Raw genomic sequence first — 16493 nt, 5'->3', positions numbered from 1 at the left:
ATATTCTCTTCTTGAGGTTTACCTGTTTAAAATGAAGGTAAATTATCTAAGTTATTTTCCTTTATTCCATCAGGTTCACTACGTATAATATCTCTACCATACTTATGAAATACGTCCACATGAGCTAACTTCCCTGATTTCGCTTCACTAAGAGCAGCTATATAATCTAACTCTCTTCCGCTACTTGTTTTAAAAGCAATTAAATCCCCATCATCATTTTTACGAACGGCAACAATTTGTTCTGCTCCTGAATTGACTTCATGGTCTACTTCAAATTGCGCTTGCTCTTCTCCTTGATGTAAGTAATCATTATAAACTTTTTCAAAGTCTTTTTTGTCCATAAATTTCACCTCCAACACATTTTATTAGTATGGTTGTGAGGTGTTGGTTTTATGTACCTTTCTCTTAACAAAATGTATTTTTATTTATTATAAGTTTTGAATCATATATTCTAATTCAAATGCTTTTTTTAATACCTACGCAAATCCTTCAAAGTCTCCAATATATCATCTGTAAAGGCTGTACTACCCTCTGTCTCTAAAACTCTAAAATATAAACTTCTTAAGAAGGCTCTAATATTTTGTACTAAAATATCATACTGAGGATGCGGGATGTCTTCAACAATTGCTATACTATGTAACCAGTTGCCCCACTCTTCTTCAGTTAAAAGATTTTGGTTTCGTAACGACATAATTGGCGCTACTAATCTCTCATCCTCAAAATGTATGTATACGTAATCATTCAATCGAATCTTCTGACGAACAGCAGCTAATATTGCATATGAAAACTCACGATTTTGTATTGTACGTGCTAACGCATCTAGTGCATCAGCCGCGTGAGCCGTAGAATGTGCCCAACCTTTTCCTTCTACGTAACCTCTTACATCTTCTTCTAAATAGACATATTCCAGAACTTGTTCTGCTACACTGTACAGTTGTTCTTCAGATAACAACGGTTCTCTTTCATGAACAGATAAAATAAGTGGCGGAATTAATACGGAGAATGCACGTTTAAATACAGAATCAGTTCCCTTTTCACCAATTTTATAAAATAAATAATCAGGACTAATCGCTTGTAACATTAATCCTCGTAATTCTTTTTGTCTAAATACATCATTTGTAATCCATGTGTGAAGCGTACTATATATCAAATCATCACGTAATTCAGCATCAGGTGATCCGATATAATCTAGCATCCACTGTGCATATGGATACGCGTCTACGTCTTCTGGCACAGCATAATTATTATTTTTAATTTGTAGTAGTTCTTCTTTTAATTCTAGTACTTCTGTCATTATATTCCCTGTCCCCTTTTTACGTTTTTTAACTTATTTTCGCCTTATCCCCTGTAATTTCCCTCATAAAATCAAGTCGACTTTTAATATAGCTTTAGTCCCTATCTTTCTATGAACTTGATTCAATTATATAAAATTTCTCCCGAGAAATAAAAGGAAATACATTGGAACACCAAAGCTTCTCACTTTGTTTACATGCATTTCATGTAAGTTTAGGTTATAAAATAAAGTATGTTTTTTCATTCATATTCAAACGTAGTTACAATCAAAATTCGAATTATTTTAGAACTTGTTTAATAAATTTTGCTTTAGCTTTTGTGTATGCTTCTCTATCTTGGTTAAACCTTTTAGCTAACTCTTGCTTTAAATTTGAATACTCATAAACTAATTGTGGATTTTCTCGTAAGCGGTTACGAAATAAAAATTGTTGCTCCCATCGCTCAGTTCCTTTAACCATCAAATGCAGATGAGCTACACGCCTATTATTCTTCACTTTCACAAAGAACCTTCTCCAAGGTCTTTCATCTAATTCCGGGCCTACATAATGCCAATCATATATAGCCAATTTTGCTGAAATATCTAGTACTCTATCAAATGAGTCTGTTTCAGCCATTAGATCAATGATGGGTTTTGCAGGTAAACCAGGTATGGATGTACTGCCTATATGTATTACTTTGCTAATACCGAGAGGAGTAAGCAGTTCATAAAGTTGCTGTTCTTCACATCGGCCTTTATCTTGCCAATCAGGATTTGCATTAACTATCTCTACTGACTCATTCGCCCATACAGGCCAATCGTTCGGATTATCTTTTTTATCCACCCAACCCATCCCCTTTCACGGACTTTTTGCTATATAAACGATTTTAAATTCCTTTAAATACAACTACCGGATCATCAAAATTACTATTCTGAAATATAACATTCGCACATTCTTTCGGACTATGCTCATCTATATACATCTTACAAGCCGCATGATATCTGTTTATAAACATTTTCTCTGCTTCTTCATAACTTCCAAAAGCTTTAGTCTCCCGATTTGCACCACGTTTTCTCGCAATCTCAAAATCTGTATCTACGAAAATTTTATAGTCAAATAGATACTCAATTTCTTTTTTCAATAAAAATGTTCCATCTACTATTAGCACCATATTTGGCGGCGCCACTAACGGCGTATTATGTATAGGCATGTCCGTTATTAAGTTATGAGAAATCGTTTCATACTGTAAATTCCCGTTAGGTCCTAAAGGCTTTAATAGCCTTTCTTTAAAAGAGGTATAATCGTGTGCGTCTTCGTAATACCCTCTTGCAGACTCTTTTCCTTGTGCATAACGAATCACTCTCGGGTTATGAAAATCGTCAACGCTTGCGCGTGTTGCTTGTACTCCTCGGTTTTTCATTTCCTCTGCCAGTTCGTTTGCAAATGTTGTCTTTCCTGAAGCTGTAATACCACTTACTCCAACTCTTATTGGATGGATTAAGTTTAACGTTAAAATATGATTAGCAATTTCTTTCATGTATTGTTTTCGGAGCATGACATTCCCTCCTGTATACTGTTTACATAATATAATTGCAGTAAATTAAATTCGTCGCTATTGGTTGGTAAATCGATATATTGAAAAAATCGTTGATATATTTTAAGTTACGATAGATATATTTTTATTGATATATATTTTCCTTACTTTTCCTTACTTCCCCTTAAACCCTCGATACAAAGCAGTCCGTAATTCTTGCTTGTATTCCTCGATTTCTGGCATATCGAGTTCTTCCGCTAATCGAATTGCTAATTCAATATCATACGGTACACGTACGAGTTGAATAGAAAAACTCGCTGCTTCTTTTTCATTGTAAGTTCCTTCGAAAATTAAATAGGAAGCTTGTGTAATTTCAAGAGGATTTCCTACGCTACCAGCATTACATAACGTTTTCCCTCTAAAATTTTGCACATACGCCTGGTGAACGTCACCGTAGCAAACGACATCTGGTTTTCTTTCCCCTTCTATATTCTCTGTGAGCTCACTATTTTCGAACATACTAATACGCTCTTCTCTTGTTGCATGTGGTTGAATTCTTTCATATAAACTTCTTGGTGAAGCGTGGAACATACGAATGAGTTTGCCGCTCATAAAAAATTCGATTGAAAATGGTAAGCTTCTTAAATACTCATTTTGTTCTTCTGACAATTGTTTTTGATGCCATTTTAACGATTCAAATTCAGTCGGTTTTGTAATGAAATCATCCCAGTTCCCCATAACAACTCCTTCACACTCTTTACGAATGATTTCAATTACTTCGCTAGAATGAGGACCCTTTCCTACTAAATCTCCAAGACAAATAATGCGCTCGATTCCTCTTAATTTAATATCTTTCAGCACAGATTCTAATGCCGGAATATTACCGTGAATATCTGAAATTACCGCTATTTTATCCAAATGAACCCCTCCATTATCTATTGTTTATTATATCCACATGATGTGATTGATACCATTTCGGAATATAGGATGAAAAATGATTATGATCTTCTAAAATTCTGTTTAATCTCTCTTTCATATCATCTACTAAATGTGGCGTGCTTCGGTTTGTCCATACGATATCCGCTGGGAATGTCATTGCTGCATATAATGAATACAATTTCCAAAAATGGAGTGAAGGTTCACCTCCGCAATAACCGTGAACTTGACCAACCGCAAATGGTTTGCTTATTCTTGTAGTAAAAATCGCTACGTTATAAAAATCGTGTATTGGATCGCCAAAATCATATCCACCAAAATCGATAACGATAAACTCCTTATTGTGAATCATACTATTTGCTGGGTGGTAATCATCGTGTAAAAATGTGATAGGACGATTTTTCAATAAGTCTTTATGATCCTCTACAAAGGTTGATACTGGCTTCATATCGAGAAAGTCTACCTCAAAGTCTGCTAATGCTTTCAAGTATCTCTCATACTTGTTCCACCGAAACGTTTCCCATGAATCAATGACATTCTCTTTTTCTATTGCATGAATTCTTTTTAAAACTTCTCCAGCTCTTTTCCCCGCAGCATACTGCTCTTTCACCGATAACTTACCTAAACTCTCTTCTCCATTTACACCGTTAATCCATTCAAATATTTGAACGCATTTATTTAATTCTTCGAGTCTTATGAAATAAATTAATTTTGGCGTCGGGATATGTAATGACTCCAACTGTTTCATATACGTATATTCTTCTTGTTTTCGTTCAAAATTAGCAGAATCACACACTTTGACAAAATACGTTTCTCGATTCTCTAATTCAACTTTATATTTCTCTTCATGTGAAAAACCTTTCGAAATAGCTGTACACTTTACAATACGAGGCCATTCTAGTTTTCTCTCTATCTCTCTAAGCATTTCTTCCACATCGTTCACCTCTATCAATATATGTACAAACTACCTAGCACTTCATGCTTTCGTTTATTTTCTCCTTTAAATTCCACTGCAAATGGATATTCGCCCTGGTTCTTCAGGCGATCTTGCACTAGACCTTCCCCAATTGGTTCACAAAACTGCACATGAATATCTCCAAATGATACGCTTTGACACTCAGCATTCCACTTTACATTTTTTGTGACCGAGTTTGCTGTAAGCCCCATTACTTCTTTCCATTTCCGCACTGTTTCTCGAACATTTTTCACCGCATAATGAATCGTTTCAATTTGTTGTACTTTATTTTTATGTTCAGTGATCGTCCCTATGTTCCGTAAATCGTTTCTTCTTTCTTCATCCGTTTCATTCCACTGTATAAAGAAAGGTAATTTCGGTCCACTTTCTTCCTGCTTTACAAATAACATTTTCCATTCTAAAAGACGGCCATCTTTTCTCACACGTTTCCCTTCGAATGGTCCAATCGATTGTAAGCCATTTTTGCTTAAATTCACTGCTAGTTCTTCAATTTCATTTGTTCGAATTGCGATTTGTAGCATCCCTTCTCCATTTTGCAATTTAACAACCGTTTCCCGCACTAATGGATTTTCTGCTTCTTTCGCTTTTTCTTTATGCTGAACTGCCAGAAATTCTATATATGATAAATCAAAATAACATAAACTATTCCAAGTACCCCAGTTCGTATGCTCTCCGCCTAGTGCAGTATGAAATCCAAGCTCCTGCATTTGTTTTGCCGCTTCCTCTGGTGTACCATGCACTGCGTGAACAAGATGGTCAAATGCTAACATATTCTTTCTCCCCTTTCTCTCCATCCTTTTATTGTATATTTTATTTTTCTTTCATTCAATTCAAAAACTTTAAAACCCAGTTGATTTATACGATTAATATGTATTATAATAAAACAAATTTAATTATTGCTGATTGGAAAAACCAAAGGCACTTTTCTCATACGGGAAAAGTGTCTTTTTCATTTATTATTACAGGGGGATTATTTATGCAGAAATTAATTGTCTTTGCTATTATCGGATTTTTCGCTCAATTGATCGATGGAGCACTTGGTATGGCGTACGGGGTAACGTCTACCTCACTATTATTAATGTTTGGTATCGCACCAGCCGTTGCATCTGCATCAGTTCATTTAGCTGAAGTCGTTACAACCGCCGCTTCGGGTGCATCTCACATCAAATTTGGAAACGTTGATAAATATACAGTTTCTAGGCTTACATTACCAGGAGCAATTGGCGCATTTATTGGGGCATGTTTTTTAAGCAATTTACCTGGTGATGTAATTAAACCGTACATTTCCATATTTTTATTTACTTTAGGGGTTTATATTTTATTACGATTCCTCATTCAAAAACAAATTGTCGCTTCAAATAAACGTATGTCTGCAAAACAACTTGTACCACTTGGCTTATTCGCTGGATTCGTCGATTCAACTGGTGGTGGTGGCTGGGGGCCGATTACGACACCTGTTCTTCTTGCAAGGGGAAATGAAGCTAGAAAAGTTATTGGATCTGTAGATACGAGTGAATTTCCTGTTTCACTCGCTGCAACGATTGGCTTTTTCATTTCACTTGGCTGGGAACAAGTAAGCTGGGTTTGGGTATTTTCTCTCATGCTCGGTGGTATCGTTGCGGCACCAATCGCTGCATGGCTAGTACGCATCGTTCCTTCTCATTTACTTGGCGTATTAGTTGGTGGCCTTATAATCTTTACAAACATTCGTACACTACTTACTACATTTAAAGTGGATCCAACTATTATTTCACTTTCTTACGTTGCAGTTGGTCTTGTCGTTATTATATCTATTTTTATTGCTGTTCGTAATCATTCCAATCGTTCTAACGTATCGACAGCCGGTTATCCGAAAGATCAAAAACAAATGCTACCATAATTAATAATAATACCGCCCGATTTACTTCGAGCGGTATTTTTTATTTTTCTATTTTCCAATTGACCATCGTTTCAGTACTATTTACTCTTTTCATATGTAATTTCTCTAATACACGAATGGAGCTATAGTTATCAAGGAGTGTCTCCGCTATAATCGTTTCCACTTCCCCTGTTTGAAAAGCCCATTTCATTAATTCACTAACTGCTTCTGTTGCATACCCTTTATTCCAATATTTCTCAATAAATCCATAACCAATCTCTACTGTATGTTCCTCGTTCGGTTTCCCTTTAAATCCTATATCACCTAAAACAACATCATCCTCTTTCCGAATAACATACCACGGGCCCCACGGTAATGAAGCCGCATCTCGTTTCACATTTTCTATATGTCCTACAATATGCGGACCACTATTGTATCCTTGATTATCCGCAATTTGAATCCATTCTTCTGTACACGGTACTATATGTAATCTTTCCGTTTCTAATTTCATAATGATATCCCCTTTTCAATTAAACAATACCTCAATTTTATCATTAATAAAAAGAATATTCATTCTATTTATCGAATTTATACTTATTCTTTGAAACGAATTTAAGAAATAATCCCCTTCTGATAGTTATGTCGAATTATATTTTTCTGAATTTTCTTTTAATTTAAAGGGTTTTTCAATATTTTTTGCGAAACATTTGTATAACAATTTTTTCTTTGCTTATTGCTACATAATAGTAGGTTCGGGTGGAGTTATGCAAGCGTTTCCTATACAATAACCGATATTTTTTGACTTTTCCTAACAAAATTCCTTGCAATATATTCAGAAAGTCATTACAATTGCCATATATTAAATATCTTAGCAATATATAAATCCTCATCAATCCGATGAGGTAGAGGTTGCGACTTTTAAAAGTAAAATGGACGAGACACAGGGAATGTCACTGACTCCGTTTGAAAGGAAAAGTTGCCGAAGTTTATATTTCTTCTCTGGAAATATGAGCTGGGGCTGTCTCCGAAAGGAACAGAACTGTCACGTTTACAAAATTACCGTGTAAACGTGGGGTGCTATCTTAACGGAAGGGTATGATGGGGTGGTTATTTGTGAAACGTTCCGCCTAATTACTTTGGCGGCTTTTTGTATTTTTCTCCCCCGCTCCTTCCTAACCTACAAGAAAAGGAGTGTTGAACATGAATAGCGCAACAAATCAATCTACCTCTAAAACGCAAACTACACAAGGACAAGGTGAATTAAAACGCGGATTAAAATCTCGTCACCTTACGATGATTTCTCTCGGTGGTACAATCGGTACCGGATTATTTCTTGCCAGTGGTGGTGTTATCCATTCAGCTGGTCCTGGCGGTGCATTAGTCGCATATGCCGCAATTGGAATTATGGTTTATTTTTTAATGACAAGCTTAGCAGAACTCGCAGCTTACATGCCTGTTACTGGATCTTTTAGCACCTATGCAACAAAATTTGTTGATCCATCACTTGGTTTTGCACTTGGATGGAACTATTGGTATAACTGGGCGATTACGATTGCTGCTGAACTAGCGGCCGTAACATTAATTATGAAATTTTGGTTCCCAGATACCCCTTCTCTTATTTGGAGTGGACTTTGTTTAGCTATTATTTTTCTCTTAAACTATTTATCTGTTAAAGGATTTGGTGAATCTGAATATTGGTTCGCACTTATTAAAGTAGTTACTATTATTATCTTTTTAATTGTCGGTTTTATGATGATTTTTGGAATTATGGGCGGCGAAGCTGTCGGTTTTAAAAACTTCACTGTTGCAGATGCACCATTTAATGGCGGTATCATGGCAATTATCGGTGTATTTATGGCTGCTGGTTTCTCATTCCAAGGAACTGAATTATTAGGAGTGGCTGCTGGTGAAACTGCTGATCCAGAACGCAATATTCCGAAAGCAATTCGTTCTATCTTTTGGCGCATTATATTATTCTACATTTTAGCAATTCTTGTTATCGGTTTATTAATTCCTTATACGACTGATAGCCTTGCAGCAAGTGATGTTACAGTAAGTCCATTTACACTAGTATTTGAAAAAGCGGGCGTTGCCTTCGCTGCTTCTGTTATGAACGCTGTTATTTTAACTGCAGTTCTATCTGCTGGTAACTCTGGAATGTACGCATCAACTCGTATGCTTTGGGATTTAGCTCGTCAAGGAAAAGCACCAAAGTTCTTAGGCAAATTAGATAGCCGCGGTGTACCTGTTAACGCATTAATCGCAACATCAGTTGTTGGTAGCGTCGCTTTCATCGCTTCTTTATACGGTGACGGTGTTGTATACATTTGGTTATTAAATGCTTCTGGGATGTCAGGATTTATTGCTTGGGTAGGAATTGCTATTAGTCATTACCGTTTCCGAAAAGCTTATGTTGCACAAGGAAAAGATTTAAAAGACTTACCGTATAGAGCAAAATGGTTCCCATTCGGTCCAATCTTTGCATTTACACTTTGTGTTATCGTTATTTTAGGACAAAACTACGGAGCATTTATGGGAGCATCTATCGATTGGAACGGTGTACTCGTTTCTTACATCGGTTTACCACTCTTCTTAGTACTATGGTTAGGATATAAATTTACTAAGAAAACGAAAGTAATTCCACTTGATAAATGTGAACTAAAATAGAGTATAGTAAAACGAGCAAACAAATTTGTTTGCTCGTTTTTTTATTACAATCCCATTTACTTCCCTATTTCTTATCTTTTTGCAATAATAAAGTAAATACACTTAAAGGTTGGGATCACATGAACATTCGTATTACTGATGAAGCAAAAGTTGCTATACATAGATTAGAACGTGAAGACAAAAAAATTATTCGCATTAGAGGGACAATGACAAACTCTTGTAGCATTTTCATTGATGTCGATTTAATTTGGGATATATATCATGCAGATGATGTTGTATATGAAGATGCGGAGCTTATCGTACAAATGGATTCATTCACGACAGATTACACTGGTGATACTGTGAAACTTGATTATAAGACGACAGGTTTTAGTATTACGACTCCTAGTGAGACTTTGGTGTATGGATTGTCGATTAAAAAATAAACATTGTTTTTATCCGACCAATGGGGTGGAAAAATGGGCAAATATGTTCCGTTAAAATTTTTATTCAACGAAGAATTAGCAGAAAAAATGGCTGATTCTATTTGTAAACACGATCCTAATTTCTCTAAAAGAAACTTTGTATCTTCCGTAACATGTAAAGTTGAAAATTTAGAGTTAAAGCAACGTATAGAAGTAATAGCAGATGAATTACACTATGCATTACAAAAAGAATTTAATGAAGCAATACATATATTACTGAAAACATTGGGAACAGAAAATACTACAGAAGTAGGCACATTTACAAATGGTTATATGTATATGCCTATTGCAAAATACGTTGAAAAATATGGGCTTAACGATTTTGAAACCTCATTTAACGCAATGTATGAAATAACAAAAAGGAATACTGCTGAATATGCCATTCGGCCTTTTCTCGAAACATACCATGAAGACACACTAGATATATTACAACAGTGGATTCATGACGAAAACAGCCACATTAGAAGATTAGTTTCCGAAGGTACAAGACCAAGACTTCCTTGGGCTAAAAAAATAGGAGCTCTAAAAGGTGATTTTAAGCACAATTTAAAACTTTTAGAGTCATTAATGAATGATCCTTCTAAATATGTCCAAAAATCGGTAGCCAATCATATTAACGATATTACGAAAGAGGATAAGGAACTCGTTTTTCAATGGTTACAACAATTACGTGATAACAAACTTCCTGTTAACCCTTGGATTATAAAACATGGGTTAAGAACGGTAATAAAAAATGGTACTTTACCAAAAGATTTTTGTTTTTAAGTATTTTAAACAAAAACGCCTATGCTTCAAAAATGAAGTATAAGCGTTTTTTCTCTTTCAAACATTATCCTTTCCTTAAAATATTTCGAAAAATTTCCGGCTTATTTTGTTCAAATTTCTCTATTAGTTCTTTTCCAAATATCGTTATACTCTTCTCCCAAGGGTGGCCTAAATAGCCCCACTTAAAGTCCTTCTGAATAAAGAAGTAGTAATCTCCATTCGGAAATACGGGGATAATCCACTCTTCAAATTCATTTCTTTCAAACTCTAAGTGTGGATTCACCCAATAGCATTCATGTTGCCAATCAAGTGCCATAATATATTCATTCGATGCTGCATTTTCTTTAAAAACTAGTAATGCTTTTTCTTCCAAATCATCATATACATTTAAATCTATCGATTCTCCAAAGTAATGAGAAATATCATATGTAACAAAAGGACTTGGCACCTTAAAAGATGGAAATGTAGAATCACTTGGTGAAAACTCAAGTTCACTATATATCTTGTTCCAAATTTGATCGTCCTCTTTGTCTGTAAACCCCATCCAGTTTCCCATTAAACAACTACCTTCCCTTATAACTTCAAAGGATTTTCACTCGATTATCCCGAATATAAAAATAACTATTCTCACAAGGAGCGAATTTATATGAATCTATTCGAACACGAAACGTAAAACCGCTTCATCTTTACGAGAGGTCCTCCCTTTCTCTGTTCTTACTATATCATTCATTAACGAAATAGGAGGACATAATATGAAACGTGATCCATTATTTTCGGCACTATTAGAAAGTGCAAAGACAAACTTTAGTGGTTGGGATTTTTCTTTCATTTCAGGAACTGGCCGTATGAATAGCGAGCCTTTATCATGGTCGTACGGTAGCACAGCCTTCCAGCTTATGCAGCGTGCAAAATCAATGCTAGATATGGGGACTGGCGGCGGTGAGTTTTTATCTATGTTACAACCGTTCCCGCCAACTATTTATGCGACTGAAAGCTACGCTCCGAATGTCCCAATTGCACGAAAGAAATTAGAATCTTTAGGAGTTACAGTCGTAGAAGTGACTGATGATACTGCTTTACCATTTCAAGATGGTCAGTTTGATTTAATTGTGAATCAACATGAATCATATGCTGCTTCTGAAGTGAAAAGAATTCTTTCCACCAATGGAACATTTCTTACACAACAAGTTGGCGGTCTTGATTGTGCGGAGCTTAATGAGCAGTTTGGCACACCACTTAATAGCGAATTTTCAAGTTGGTCACTCAAAATGGCATGTAATGAACTAAAGGAGAATGGATTTACTATTTTGGAAGCGAAGGAAGAGTTCCCTCTTCAGCGTTTTTATGATGTCGGTGCTGTTGTCTATTACTTAAAAGCAATTCCGTGGCAAATTCCTGATTTTACAGTAGACAGCTATACCGAGGAATTGTATCGTATACATGAAATTATCTTACAAAAGGGATATTTCGATGTGAAGCAACACCGTTTTATTATAAAAGCGAATCATGTAGAGTAAACCTTGAATTAGAATTCCTTGCAAAAAAGCCAAATCCCAATAAGGGATTTGGCTTTTTTTAGTATTTTAACGCATCTTTTCCTATTGAGAAACGAGATGTTTTACATATCGTTTTTCGTATCATATTCTGTCAAAACAGCAGTTGTGTAATCAATAATATTCCGGTTATCATATGTGAATGTATGCTCTAAATTGTTTTCTTCTTTTAATACTCTTGGCAAATATCTTTGCAAATTGCTAACTACACCTCTATTATCACCATCTAATATCCAATCAATTGACTTCCATTCTAATATACCTTCAGCCGTGCTTAGTGGTGTGTCAATATGTACTCCTACTGGTAGGTCAGCAAGAAATACATACATTCCCTCACTACCCTGAGGGTCGTCTTTATCTTGAAAGATAACACTCCCTTTATACGTTACACTTGGAAGCTCTATACCCGTTTCCTCAAACGTTTCTCTAATGACTCCTTCGTATGGCGTTTCATACTCCTCTATTTTCCCTCCGACACCATTCCACATTCCCATTGTTGGCTTTTTGTTTCTATTTAATAGCAGTATATTATCTCCTTTTCTAATGAAGCAGATTGTGTATTTATACATACAATCATTTCCTTTTATTTACATCTACATCTTCTTTTGTAAGCAATTCATTTTCCACATGTGTTATTTGGCTTATTTTCATGTGAAAACACTCGCCTTATAATCCCTTACCACATAATATATAGTACAACTTTCATACGTATACTCTTTACGTATGAAAGAATTCTTTTTAGAAAGGAGAATTCAAAATCGATAACATTAGTAGCGAATTTCTAAAACAATATTACGACAGCAACGTTTGGTTACATGGTACACACTGGCTCGGGGTTCCAATCTGTAAACTTCCCTCTGATCTTTTTTGTACCAAGAGATCATTCACGAATTAAAACCCGATTTAATTATTGAATGTGGAACCTTCTATGGTGGTAGCGCACTGTATTTAGCTTCTATGTTAGATTTAATTGGAAAAGGTCATGTACTTACTATCGATATATTCCCACAACCAAATCGGCCATCACATAATCGGATTACGTATTTAACAGCCTCTTCTGTTTCTGTACAGGCCGTCCAAACAATTTTAAGTATGCGCAAACCTGATGATGTGATTTTAGTTATTTTAGATTCTGATCATAGTAAAGAGCATGTCTCAAAAGAACTTTTACTTTATAAATCTATTGTAACAACAGGCAGTTACATGATTGTAGAGGATACAAGTATTAATGGAAATCCCCTCTCTCCTGATTGGGGCCCTCGCCAATGGAAGCTGTAGAAGAGTTTTCAACTAAAAATAGCAATTTCATAATCGATGAATCTAAGCATAAGTTTTTCATTTCATTTAATCCAAAAGGTTTTTTAAAGAAGATAAAGTGAAACTTTAATAAGTGGGGGCTTTGTCCATCCCCCACTTATTATTAGTTGAACCAATCGGGCTTTTACGGGCAGTTGATCTCCCACCTAATCCCCTCGTATTTTCCAAATTTTGAGGTGGGAGTCTTACTGCCCGTTAATGCGGGATAAAGTGAAACTTTAATAAGTGGGGTTTTATGAATCCCCACTTATTTTATGATTTTCATTTTCGAAAAAGGATAGTACACAAATTCCACTTTTCCTATTATATTTTCTTCTTCAATATAACCTAAACCATTTCGACTATCCTTACTTTGTTCACGATTGTCTCCCATTACAAATAACTTATTTGGTGGAATCTTTGCCTTTTGAAAATTGTAAAACACTTGCGTATTGTTATATAAATCTTTATTTATATAAGATTCATCTTGCTTTTTGTCATTTACGTATACAGTTCCATTCGTTATGTTAATTATGTCACCAGGAAGTCCTATTACGCGTTTCACATAATATTTCGACTCATCCTCTTCCTTAATAATGACAATTTCTCCGTGCTGCAAGCTAGAAAAATGTACAGCAGCTTTATTTACAAATACGTAGTCTTCTTCATGTAAAGTCGGCTGCATCGATTTTCCTTCCACCTTACATAAAGTAAAAGACTGGTACGTTACTACCATGACAAATATAAATAGTATGTATTTTCCCCAACCTCTCTTAATCTCCTCTTTCATATCTATTCCCACCTTATCAAAACACTTTTCAATTCAAAAATATATCACTGCACCTGTTCATTTGCGCAGTGATATACTACAATTTGAATTTTATTTTACTGTGCCGTACTCGGCTGTTGTGCTACTGGGACTAGACTTACACCCGATCGCTGCGCTTTTAAATCAAAATACGCATCCAAAATTTCTTTACCAATTGTAGAATTAATACCTGATTTATCATTATTCACCCATGGCACAACAACAGAAAAAGCGACTTCCGGATCAGCGTCATATGGCGCATACCCGGCGAGAGTTAAATTATAACATTTTTTTCGATAGTTGTTTTCATCTCTTCCAATATCACTTTCTCCACCGTACACTGTCTCTGCTGTTCCTGTTTTTCCAGCCGGTTTATACGGTAGTCCTTTAAAAGTTCCAGTACCGGTCCCATCTACCTCTTGGAAAACCCTTCTAAATCCTTCTTTCACATGATTTATATATGAAAGGTCCATATCCACTCGATTTAACACGACTGGTTCCATCGATTGCATAACTTTTCCGACTTCCTCGGGTCTATTTGGTTGCTCTCTAATTTCTTGTACAATTTGTGGTTTCATTCGGTAACCGCCATTTGCAATCGTTGAAATATATTGAGCAAGCTGCAACGGCGTATATGTATCATATTGTCCAATGGCATAATCAAGTAAAAAACCAGGTATATTATCGGTTCTACCCATTTGACCAATCGATTCATTTGGCAAGTCAATACCAGTTGGCACACCTAAACCAAATTGTCTAAAATAATAACGCATCTTATTAAACGCTTCTTGTCTAATATCTAACGGATTGTTTGGTACATAATCAATCCCCGCAATCTTTAACGCCGTATTAAACATGTAGACATTGGATGAAACTTGCAATGCTCTTAAATCATCAATATCTCCAAAGTCTTTCCAAGATTTCTTCGGCTTCGAACTTCCTTTAAAGTACATTGGCGCATCAAAGAAATGCGTATATGGCTTAATCGCTTCTGTTTGATATCCCGCTAATACCGTAGCTCCTTTCACAGTTGATCCTAACTCGTAAGAACTTATCATCGTTCCTAAAGCGTAGTCTTCTATTTGCATCCCGCCATCTTTATTTACAATTTTCTTTCCTGCTAATGATAGAATTTGACCATTTTTCGGATTCATCATAACGACGAATGCACGATCCATCATCGGTTCAGAAGAATGGAATGCCCTTAAATTCTTTTCAAGACTTTCCTCCACCTTTTTCTGTAAATCCATATCAACTGTTAACATTAAATTATTTCCACTTTTTCCTTGTGTCACTTTTTCAGTCCGAATAATATTTCCAGCTCTATCAGTAATATTTTTAGACTGTTCTTTCGTTCCATGTAACACATCTTCGTATTGTTTTTCGATGTAACTCTTACCAATACGATCATTTCGGTTATAATCTCGTACTAAATAGTAGTCTAATTGTTCCCTTGGTAATCCTTCATTCTCACTCGAAACACTACCAAGTACAGAACGTAGTATTTTGTCATTTGGGTATTCACGCTCCCAATCCACAGTCGTATCTACGCCTGGCAAAATCGATAATCTTTCACTCACTACTGCATATTCATTTTGACTTACATCTTTTTTGACGATTTGTGGCGTCATTTTATATCCCGCATTCATTTTGCTTTTAATTGCTAGTACTTCTATATCCTCTTTCGAAAGCTCGTTTAGTTCTTCTTGTGTAATTCTTTCTCGTCTCAGCTCTTCTACTTTTTTATCTAATTCTTTTCCTTCAATTTCCTGTTTCCTAAATTTACTCTCATCTTCTTTCGTTACTTTTGTTGCTGCACGTTTTTCGTTTAACTGCATCCAAAAATCTTTTTTATCTGTCTCTGTTAACTTGTCCATATCTTCTTGCGGCATTTCAATTAGCTTTGCTAAATTTCTTGCCACTATTAAAACCTCTTTTGAGTCCACTCCTTTCATCTTCGTATATGTAACTGTTCGTAACGGTTTATTATTTACAATAACTTTCCCTTCCCGGTCAAACATCTTCCCTCTCGGAACTGGAGTACTCACCGTTACATCTTCCTTTTTATTCACTTCATTTCGATACGTTTCTCCGTCAATAATTTGTACTTTACCTAATTGAATAATAATAGCTGAAAATAAAAGAAAAACGATAAAAAATAGTACATTTAACCGAAACGGAATATGAGTCTTTTTCTTTTTCGACTGTTTCTGCTTCTCCTTTTTTTGTCTCATTTTGCTCCCTCGCTTCATTCTTTTAACATTTCTGCGCAAAAATCATTATGTATTAAATTTATTTATATGATATATATAGAATTTTATATTAGTTACAAAAGAAAGAAAAGATTTAATTTTCAGTTTTCGTA

At 35.4% G+C, this 16493-nt stretch carries 16 protein-coding genes, 2 pseudogenes and 1 riboswitch; of the genes and pseudogenes, 6 read left to right on the top strand and 12 right to left on the bottom strand.

What is annotated here, in order from left to right:
• Window positions 1–26: 26 nt before the first annotated feature.
• From SJY24_RS15000 to SJY24_RS14970, 7 genes are all read right to left on the bottom strand, one after another.
• A complete protein-coding gene (locus SJY24_RS15000; protein WP_097808087.1) occupies window positions 27–341 on the bottom strand; it encodes a DUF3892 domain-containing protein in 315 nt (104 codons plus the stop codon).
• Window positions 342–469: 128 nt separating this feature from the next.
• Window positions 470–1294: a DUF2785 domain-containing protein gene (locus tag SJY24_RS14995; RefSeq protein WP_071734929.1), complete on the bottom strand. Its 825-nt coding sequence runs from the start codon at window positions 1292–1294 to the stop codon at window positions 470–472.
• A gap of 277 nt (window positions 1295–1571) precedes the next feature.
• The gene (locus SJY24_RS14990) at window positions 1572–2114 is read right to left on the bottom strand and encodes a GrpB family protein (protein ID WP_377865222.1); all 543 of its coding nucleotides are present in this window, start codon (window positions 2112–2114) and stop codon (window positions 1572–1574) included.
• Between the two features lie 43 nt (window positions 2115–2157).
• Window positions 2158–2826, bottom strand: a complete 669-nt coding sequence (locus SJY24_RS14985) for a nucleoside/nucleotide kinase family protein (protein WP_377865220.1) — start codon at window positions 2824–2826, stop codon at window positions 2158–2160.
• 153 nt (window positions 2827–2979) lie between these two features.
• Window positions 2980–3723, bottom strand: a complete 744-nt coding sequence (locus SJY24_RS14980) for a metallophosphoesterase family protein (RefSeq protein ID WP_088009365.1) — start codon at window positions 3721–3723, stop codon at window positions 2980–2982.
• 13 nt (window positions 3724–3736) lie between these two features.
• Complete coding sequence (locus tag SJY24_RS14975; protein WP_377865218.1) at window positions 3737–4675, bottom strand: aminoglycoside phosphotransferase family protein; 939 nt, start codon at window positions 4673–4675, stop codon at window positions 3737–3739.
• 14 nt (window positions 4676–4689) lie between these two features.
• On the bottom strand, window positions 4690–5487 hold the full coding sequence (locus tag SJY24_RS14970) for a VOC family protein (protein ID WP_377865216.1): 798 nt from the start codon (window positions 5485–5487) through the stop codon (window positions 4690–4692).
• Between the two features lie 98 nt (window positions 5488–5585).
• Here SJY24_RS14970 and SJY24_RS14965 point away from each other — a divergent pair, with 98 nt between their 5' ends.
• Complete coding sequence (locus tag SJY24_RS14965; protein ID WP_002094532.1) at window positions 5586–6596, top strand: sulfite exporter TauE/SafE family protein; 1011 nt, start codon at window positions 5586–5588, stop codon at window positions 6594–6596.
• A gap of 40 nt (window positions 6597–6636) precedes the next feature.
• Here the strand turns inward: SJY24_RS14965 and SJY24_RS14960 are convergent, their stop codons facing one another.
• The gene (locus SJY24_RS14960; protein ID WP_377865214.1) at window positions 6637–7086 is read right to left on the bottom strand and encodes a GNAT family N-acetyltransferase; all 450 of its coding nucleotides are present in this window, start codon (window positions 7084–7086) and stop codon (window positions 6637–6639) included.
• A 384-nt stretch (window positions 7087–7470) separates the two neighbouring features.
• Window positions 7471–7663, top strand: a riboswitch (Lysine riboswitch).
• A gap of 112 nt (window positions 7664–7775) precedes the next feature.
• Here SJY24_RS14960 and SJY24_RS14955 point away from each other — a divergent pair.
• The 3 genes from SJY24_RS14955 to SJY24_RS14945 all read left to right on the top strand — a co-directional run bounded on the left by SJY24_RS14955 (window position 7776) and on the right by SJY24_RS14945 (window position 10471).
• Window positions 7776–9242, top strand: coding sequence for an amino acid permease (locus SJY24_RS14955; RefSeq protein WP_001083392.1), 1467 nt, complete (start codon window positions 7776–7778; stop codon window positions 9240–9242).
• 119 nt (window positions 9243–9361) lie between these two features.
• A complete protein-coding gene (locus tag SJY24_RS14950) occupies window positions 9362–9667 on the top strand; it encodes an iron-sulfur cluster biosynthesis family protein (RefSeq protein WP_377865213.1) in 306 nt (101 codons plus the stop codon).
• 33 nt (window positions 9668–9700) lie between these two features.
• Window positions 9701–10471, top strand: a complete 771-nt coding sequence (locus SJY24_RS14945) for a DNA alkylation repair protein (RefSeq protein ID WP_377865211.1) — start codon at window positions 9701–9703, stop codon at window positions 10469–10471.
• A 64-nt stretch (window positions 10472–10535) separates the two neighbouring features.
• On the opposite strand, the gene SJY24_RS14940 is transcribed toward SJY24_RS14945, so the two are convergent.
• Window positions 10536–11027, bottom strand: a complete 492-nt coding sequence (locus tag SJY24_RS14940; protein ID WP_377865209.1) for a DUF2716 domain-containing protein — start codon at window positions 11025–11027, stop codon at window positions 10536–10538.
• A gap of 196 nt (window positions 11028–11223) precedes the next feature.
• Between SJY24_RS14940 and SJY24_RS14935 the strand changes: the two genes are divergently transcribed.
• Complete coding sequence (locus tag SJY24_RS14935) at window positions 11224–11988, top strand: class I SAM-dependent methyltransferase (protein WP_377865207.1); 765 nt, start codon at window positions 11224–11226, stop codon at window positions 11986–11988.
• Between the two features lie 81 nt (window positions 11989–12069).
• Here the strand turns inward: SJY24_RS14935 and SJY24_RS14930 are convergent.
• A pseudogene (locus tag SJY24_RS14930) lies at window positions 12070–12593 on the bottom strand (NUDIX hydrolase).
• Window positions 12594–12781: 188 nt separating this feature from the next.
• Here SJY24_RS14930 and SJY24_RS14925 point away from each other — a divergent pair.
• A pseudogene (locus SJY24_RS14925) lies at window positions 12782–13403 on the top strand (cephalosporin hydroxylase family protein).
• 185 nt (window positions 13404–13588) lie between these two features.
• Here SJY24_RS14925 and lepB read toward each other — a convergent pair.
• Both lepB and SJY24_RS14915 read right to left on the bottom strand, forming a co-directional pair.
• The gene (gene lepB, locus SJY24_RS14920) at window positions 13589–14110 is read right to left on the bottom strand and encodes a signal peptidase I (RefSeq protein ID WP_377865205.1); all 522 of its coding nucleotides are present in this window, start codon (window positions 14108–14110) and stop codon (window positions 13589–13591) included.
• A 95-nt stretch (window positions 14111–14205) separates the two neighbouring features.
• The gene (locus SJY24_RS14915) at window positions 14206–16380 is read right to left on the bottom strand and encodes a peptidoglycan D,D-transpeptidase FtsI family protein (protein ID WP_377865203.1); all 2175 of its coding nucleotides are present in this window, start codon (window positions 16378–16380) and stop codon (window positions 14206–14208) included.
• Window positions 16381–16493 lie beyond the last annotated feature (113 nt).

The sequence above is a fragment of the Bacillus sp. R86525 genome (assembly GCF_042466195.1).
Taxonomy (GTDB): Bacteria; Bacillota; Bacilli; order Bacillales; family Bacillaceae_G; genus Bacillus_A; species Bacillus_A nitratireducens.
This window is presented reverse-complemented; position numbering and strand designations above follow the sequence as displayed.

What these genes read in the sequence shown, in the direction of transcription:
- SJY24_RS15000 (WP_097808087.1), bottom strand. Translation starts at nt 341, where the DNA reads ATGGACAAAAAAGACTTTGAAAAAGTTTATAATGATTACTTACATCAA.
- SJY24_RS14940 (WP_377865209.1), bottom strand. Translation starts at nt 11,027, where the DNA reads ATGGGAAACTGGATGGGGTTTACAGACAAAGAGGACGATCAAATTTGG.
- SJY24_RS14970 (WP_377865216.1), bottom strand. Translation starts at nt 5,487, where the DNA reads ATGTTAGCATTTGACCATCTTGTTCACGCAGTGCATGGTACACCAGAG.
- SJY24_RS14950 (WP_377865213.1), top strand. Translation starts at nt 9,362, where the DNA reads ATGAACATTCGTATTACTGATGAAGCAAAAGTTGCTATACATAGATTA.
- SJY24_RS14985 (WP_377865220.1), bottom strand. Translation starts at nt 2,826, where the DNA reads ATGCTCCGAAAACAATACATGAAAGAAATTGCTAATCATATTTTAACG.
- SJY24_RS14945 (WP_377865211.1), top strand. Translation starts at nt 9,701, where the DNA reads ATGGGCAAATATGTTCCGTTAAAATTTTTATTCAACGAAGAATTAGCA.
- SJY24_RS14915 (WP_377865203.1), bottom strand. Translation starts at nt 16,380, where the DNA reads ATGAAGCGAGGGAGCAAAATGAGACAAAAAAAGGAGAAGCAGAAACAG.
- SJY24_RS14955 (WP_001083392.1), top strand. Translation starts at nt 7,776, where the DNA reads ATGAATAGCGCAACAAATCAATCTACCTCTAAAACGCAAACTACACAA.
- SJY24_RS14965 (WP_002094532.1), top strand. Translation starts at nt 5,586, where the DNA reads ATGTATTATAATAAAACAAATTTAATTATTGCTGATTGGAAAAACCAA.
- SJY24_RS14995 (WP_071734929.1), bottom strand. Translation starts at nt 1,294, where the DNA reads ATGACAGAAGTACTAGAATTAAAAGAAGAACTACTACAAATTAAAAAT.
- SJY24_RS14960 (WP_377865214.1), bottom strand. Translation starts at nt 7,086, where the DNA reads ATGAAATTAGAAACGGAAAGATTACATATAGTACCGTGTACAGAAGAA.
- lepB (WP_377865205.1), bottom strand. Translation starts at nt 14,110, where the DNA reads ATGAAAGAGGAGATTAAGAGAGGTTGGGGAAAATACATACTATTTATA.
- SJY24_RS14935 (WP_377865207.1), top strand. Translation starts at nt 11,224, where the DNA reads ATGAAACGTGATCCATTATTTTCGGCACTATTAGAAAGTGCAAAGACA.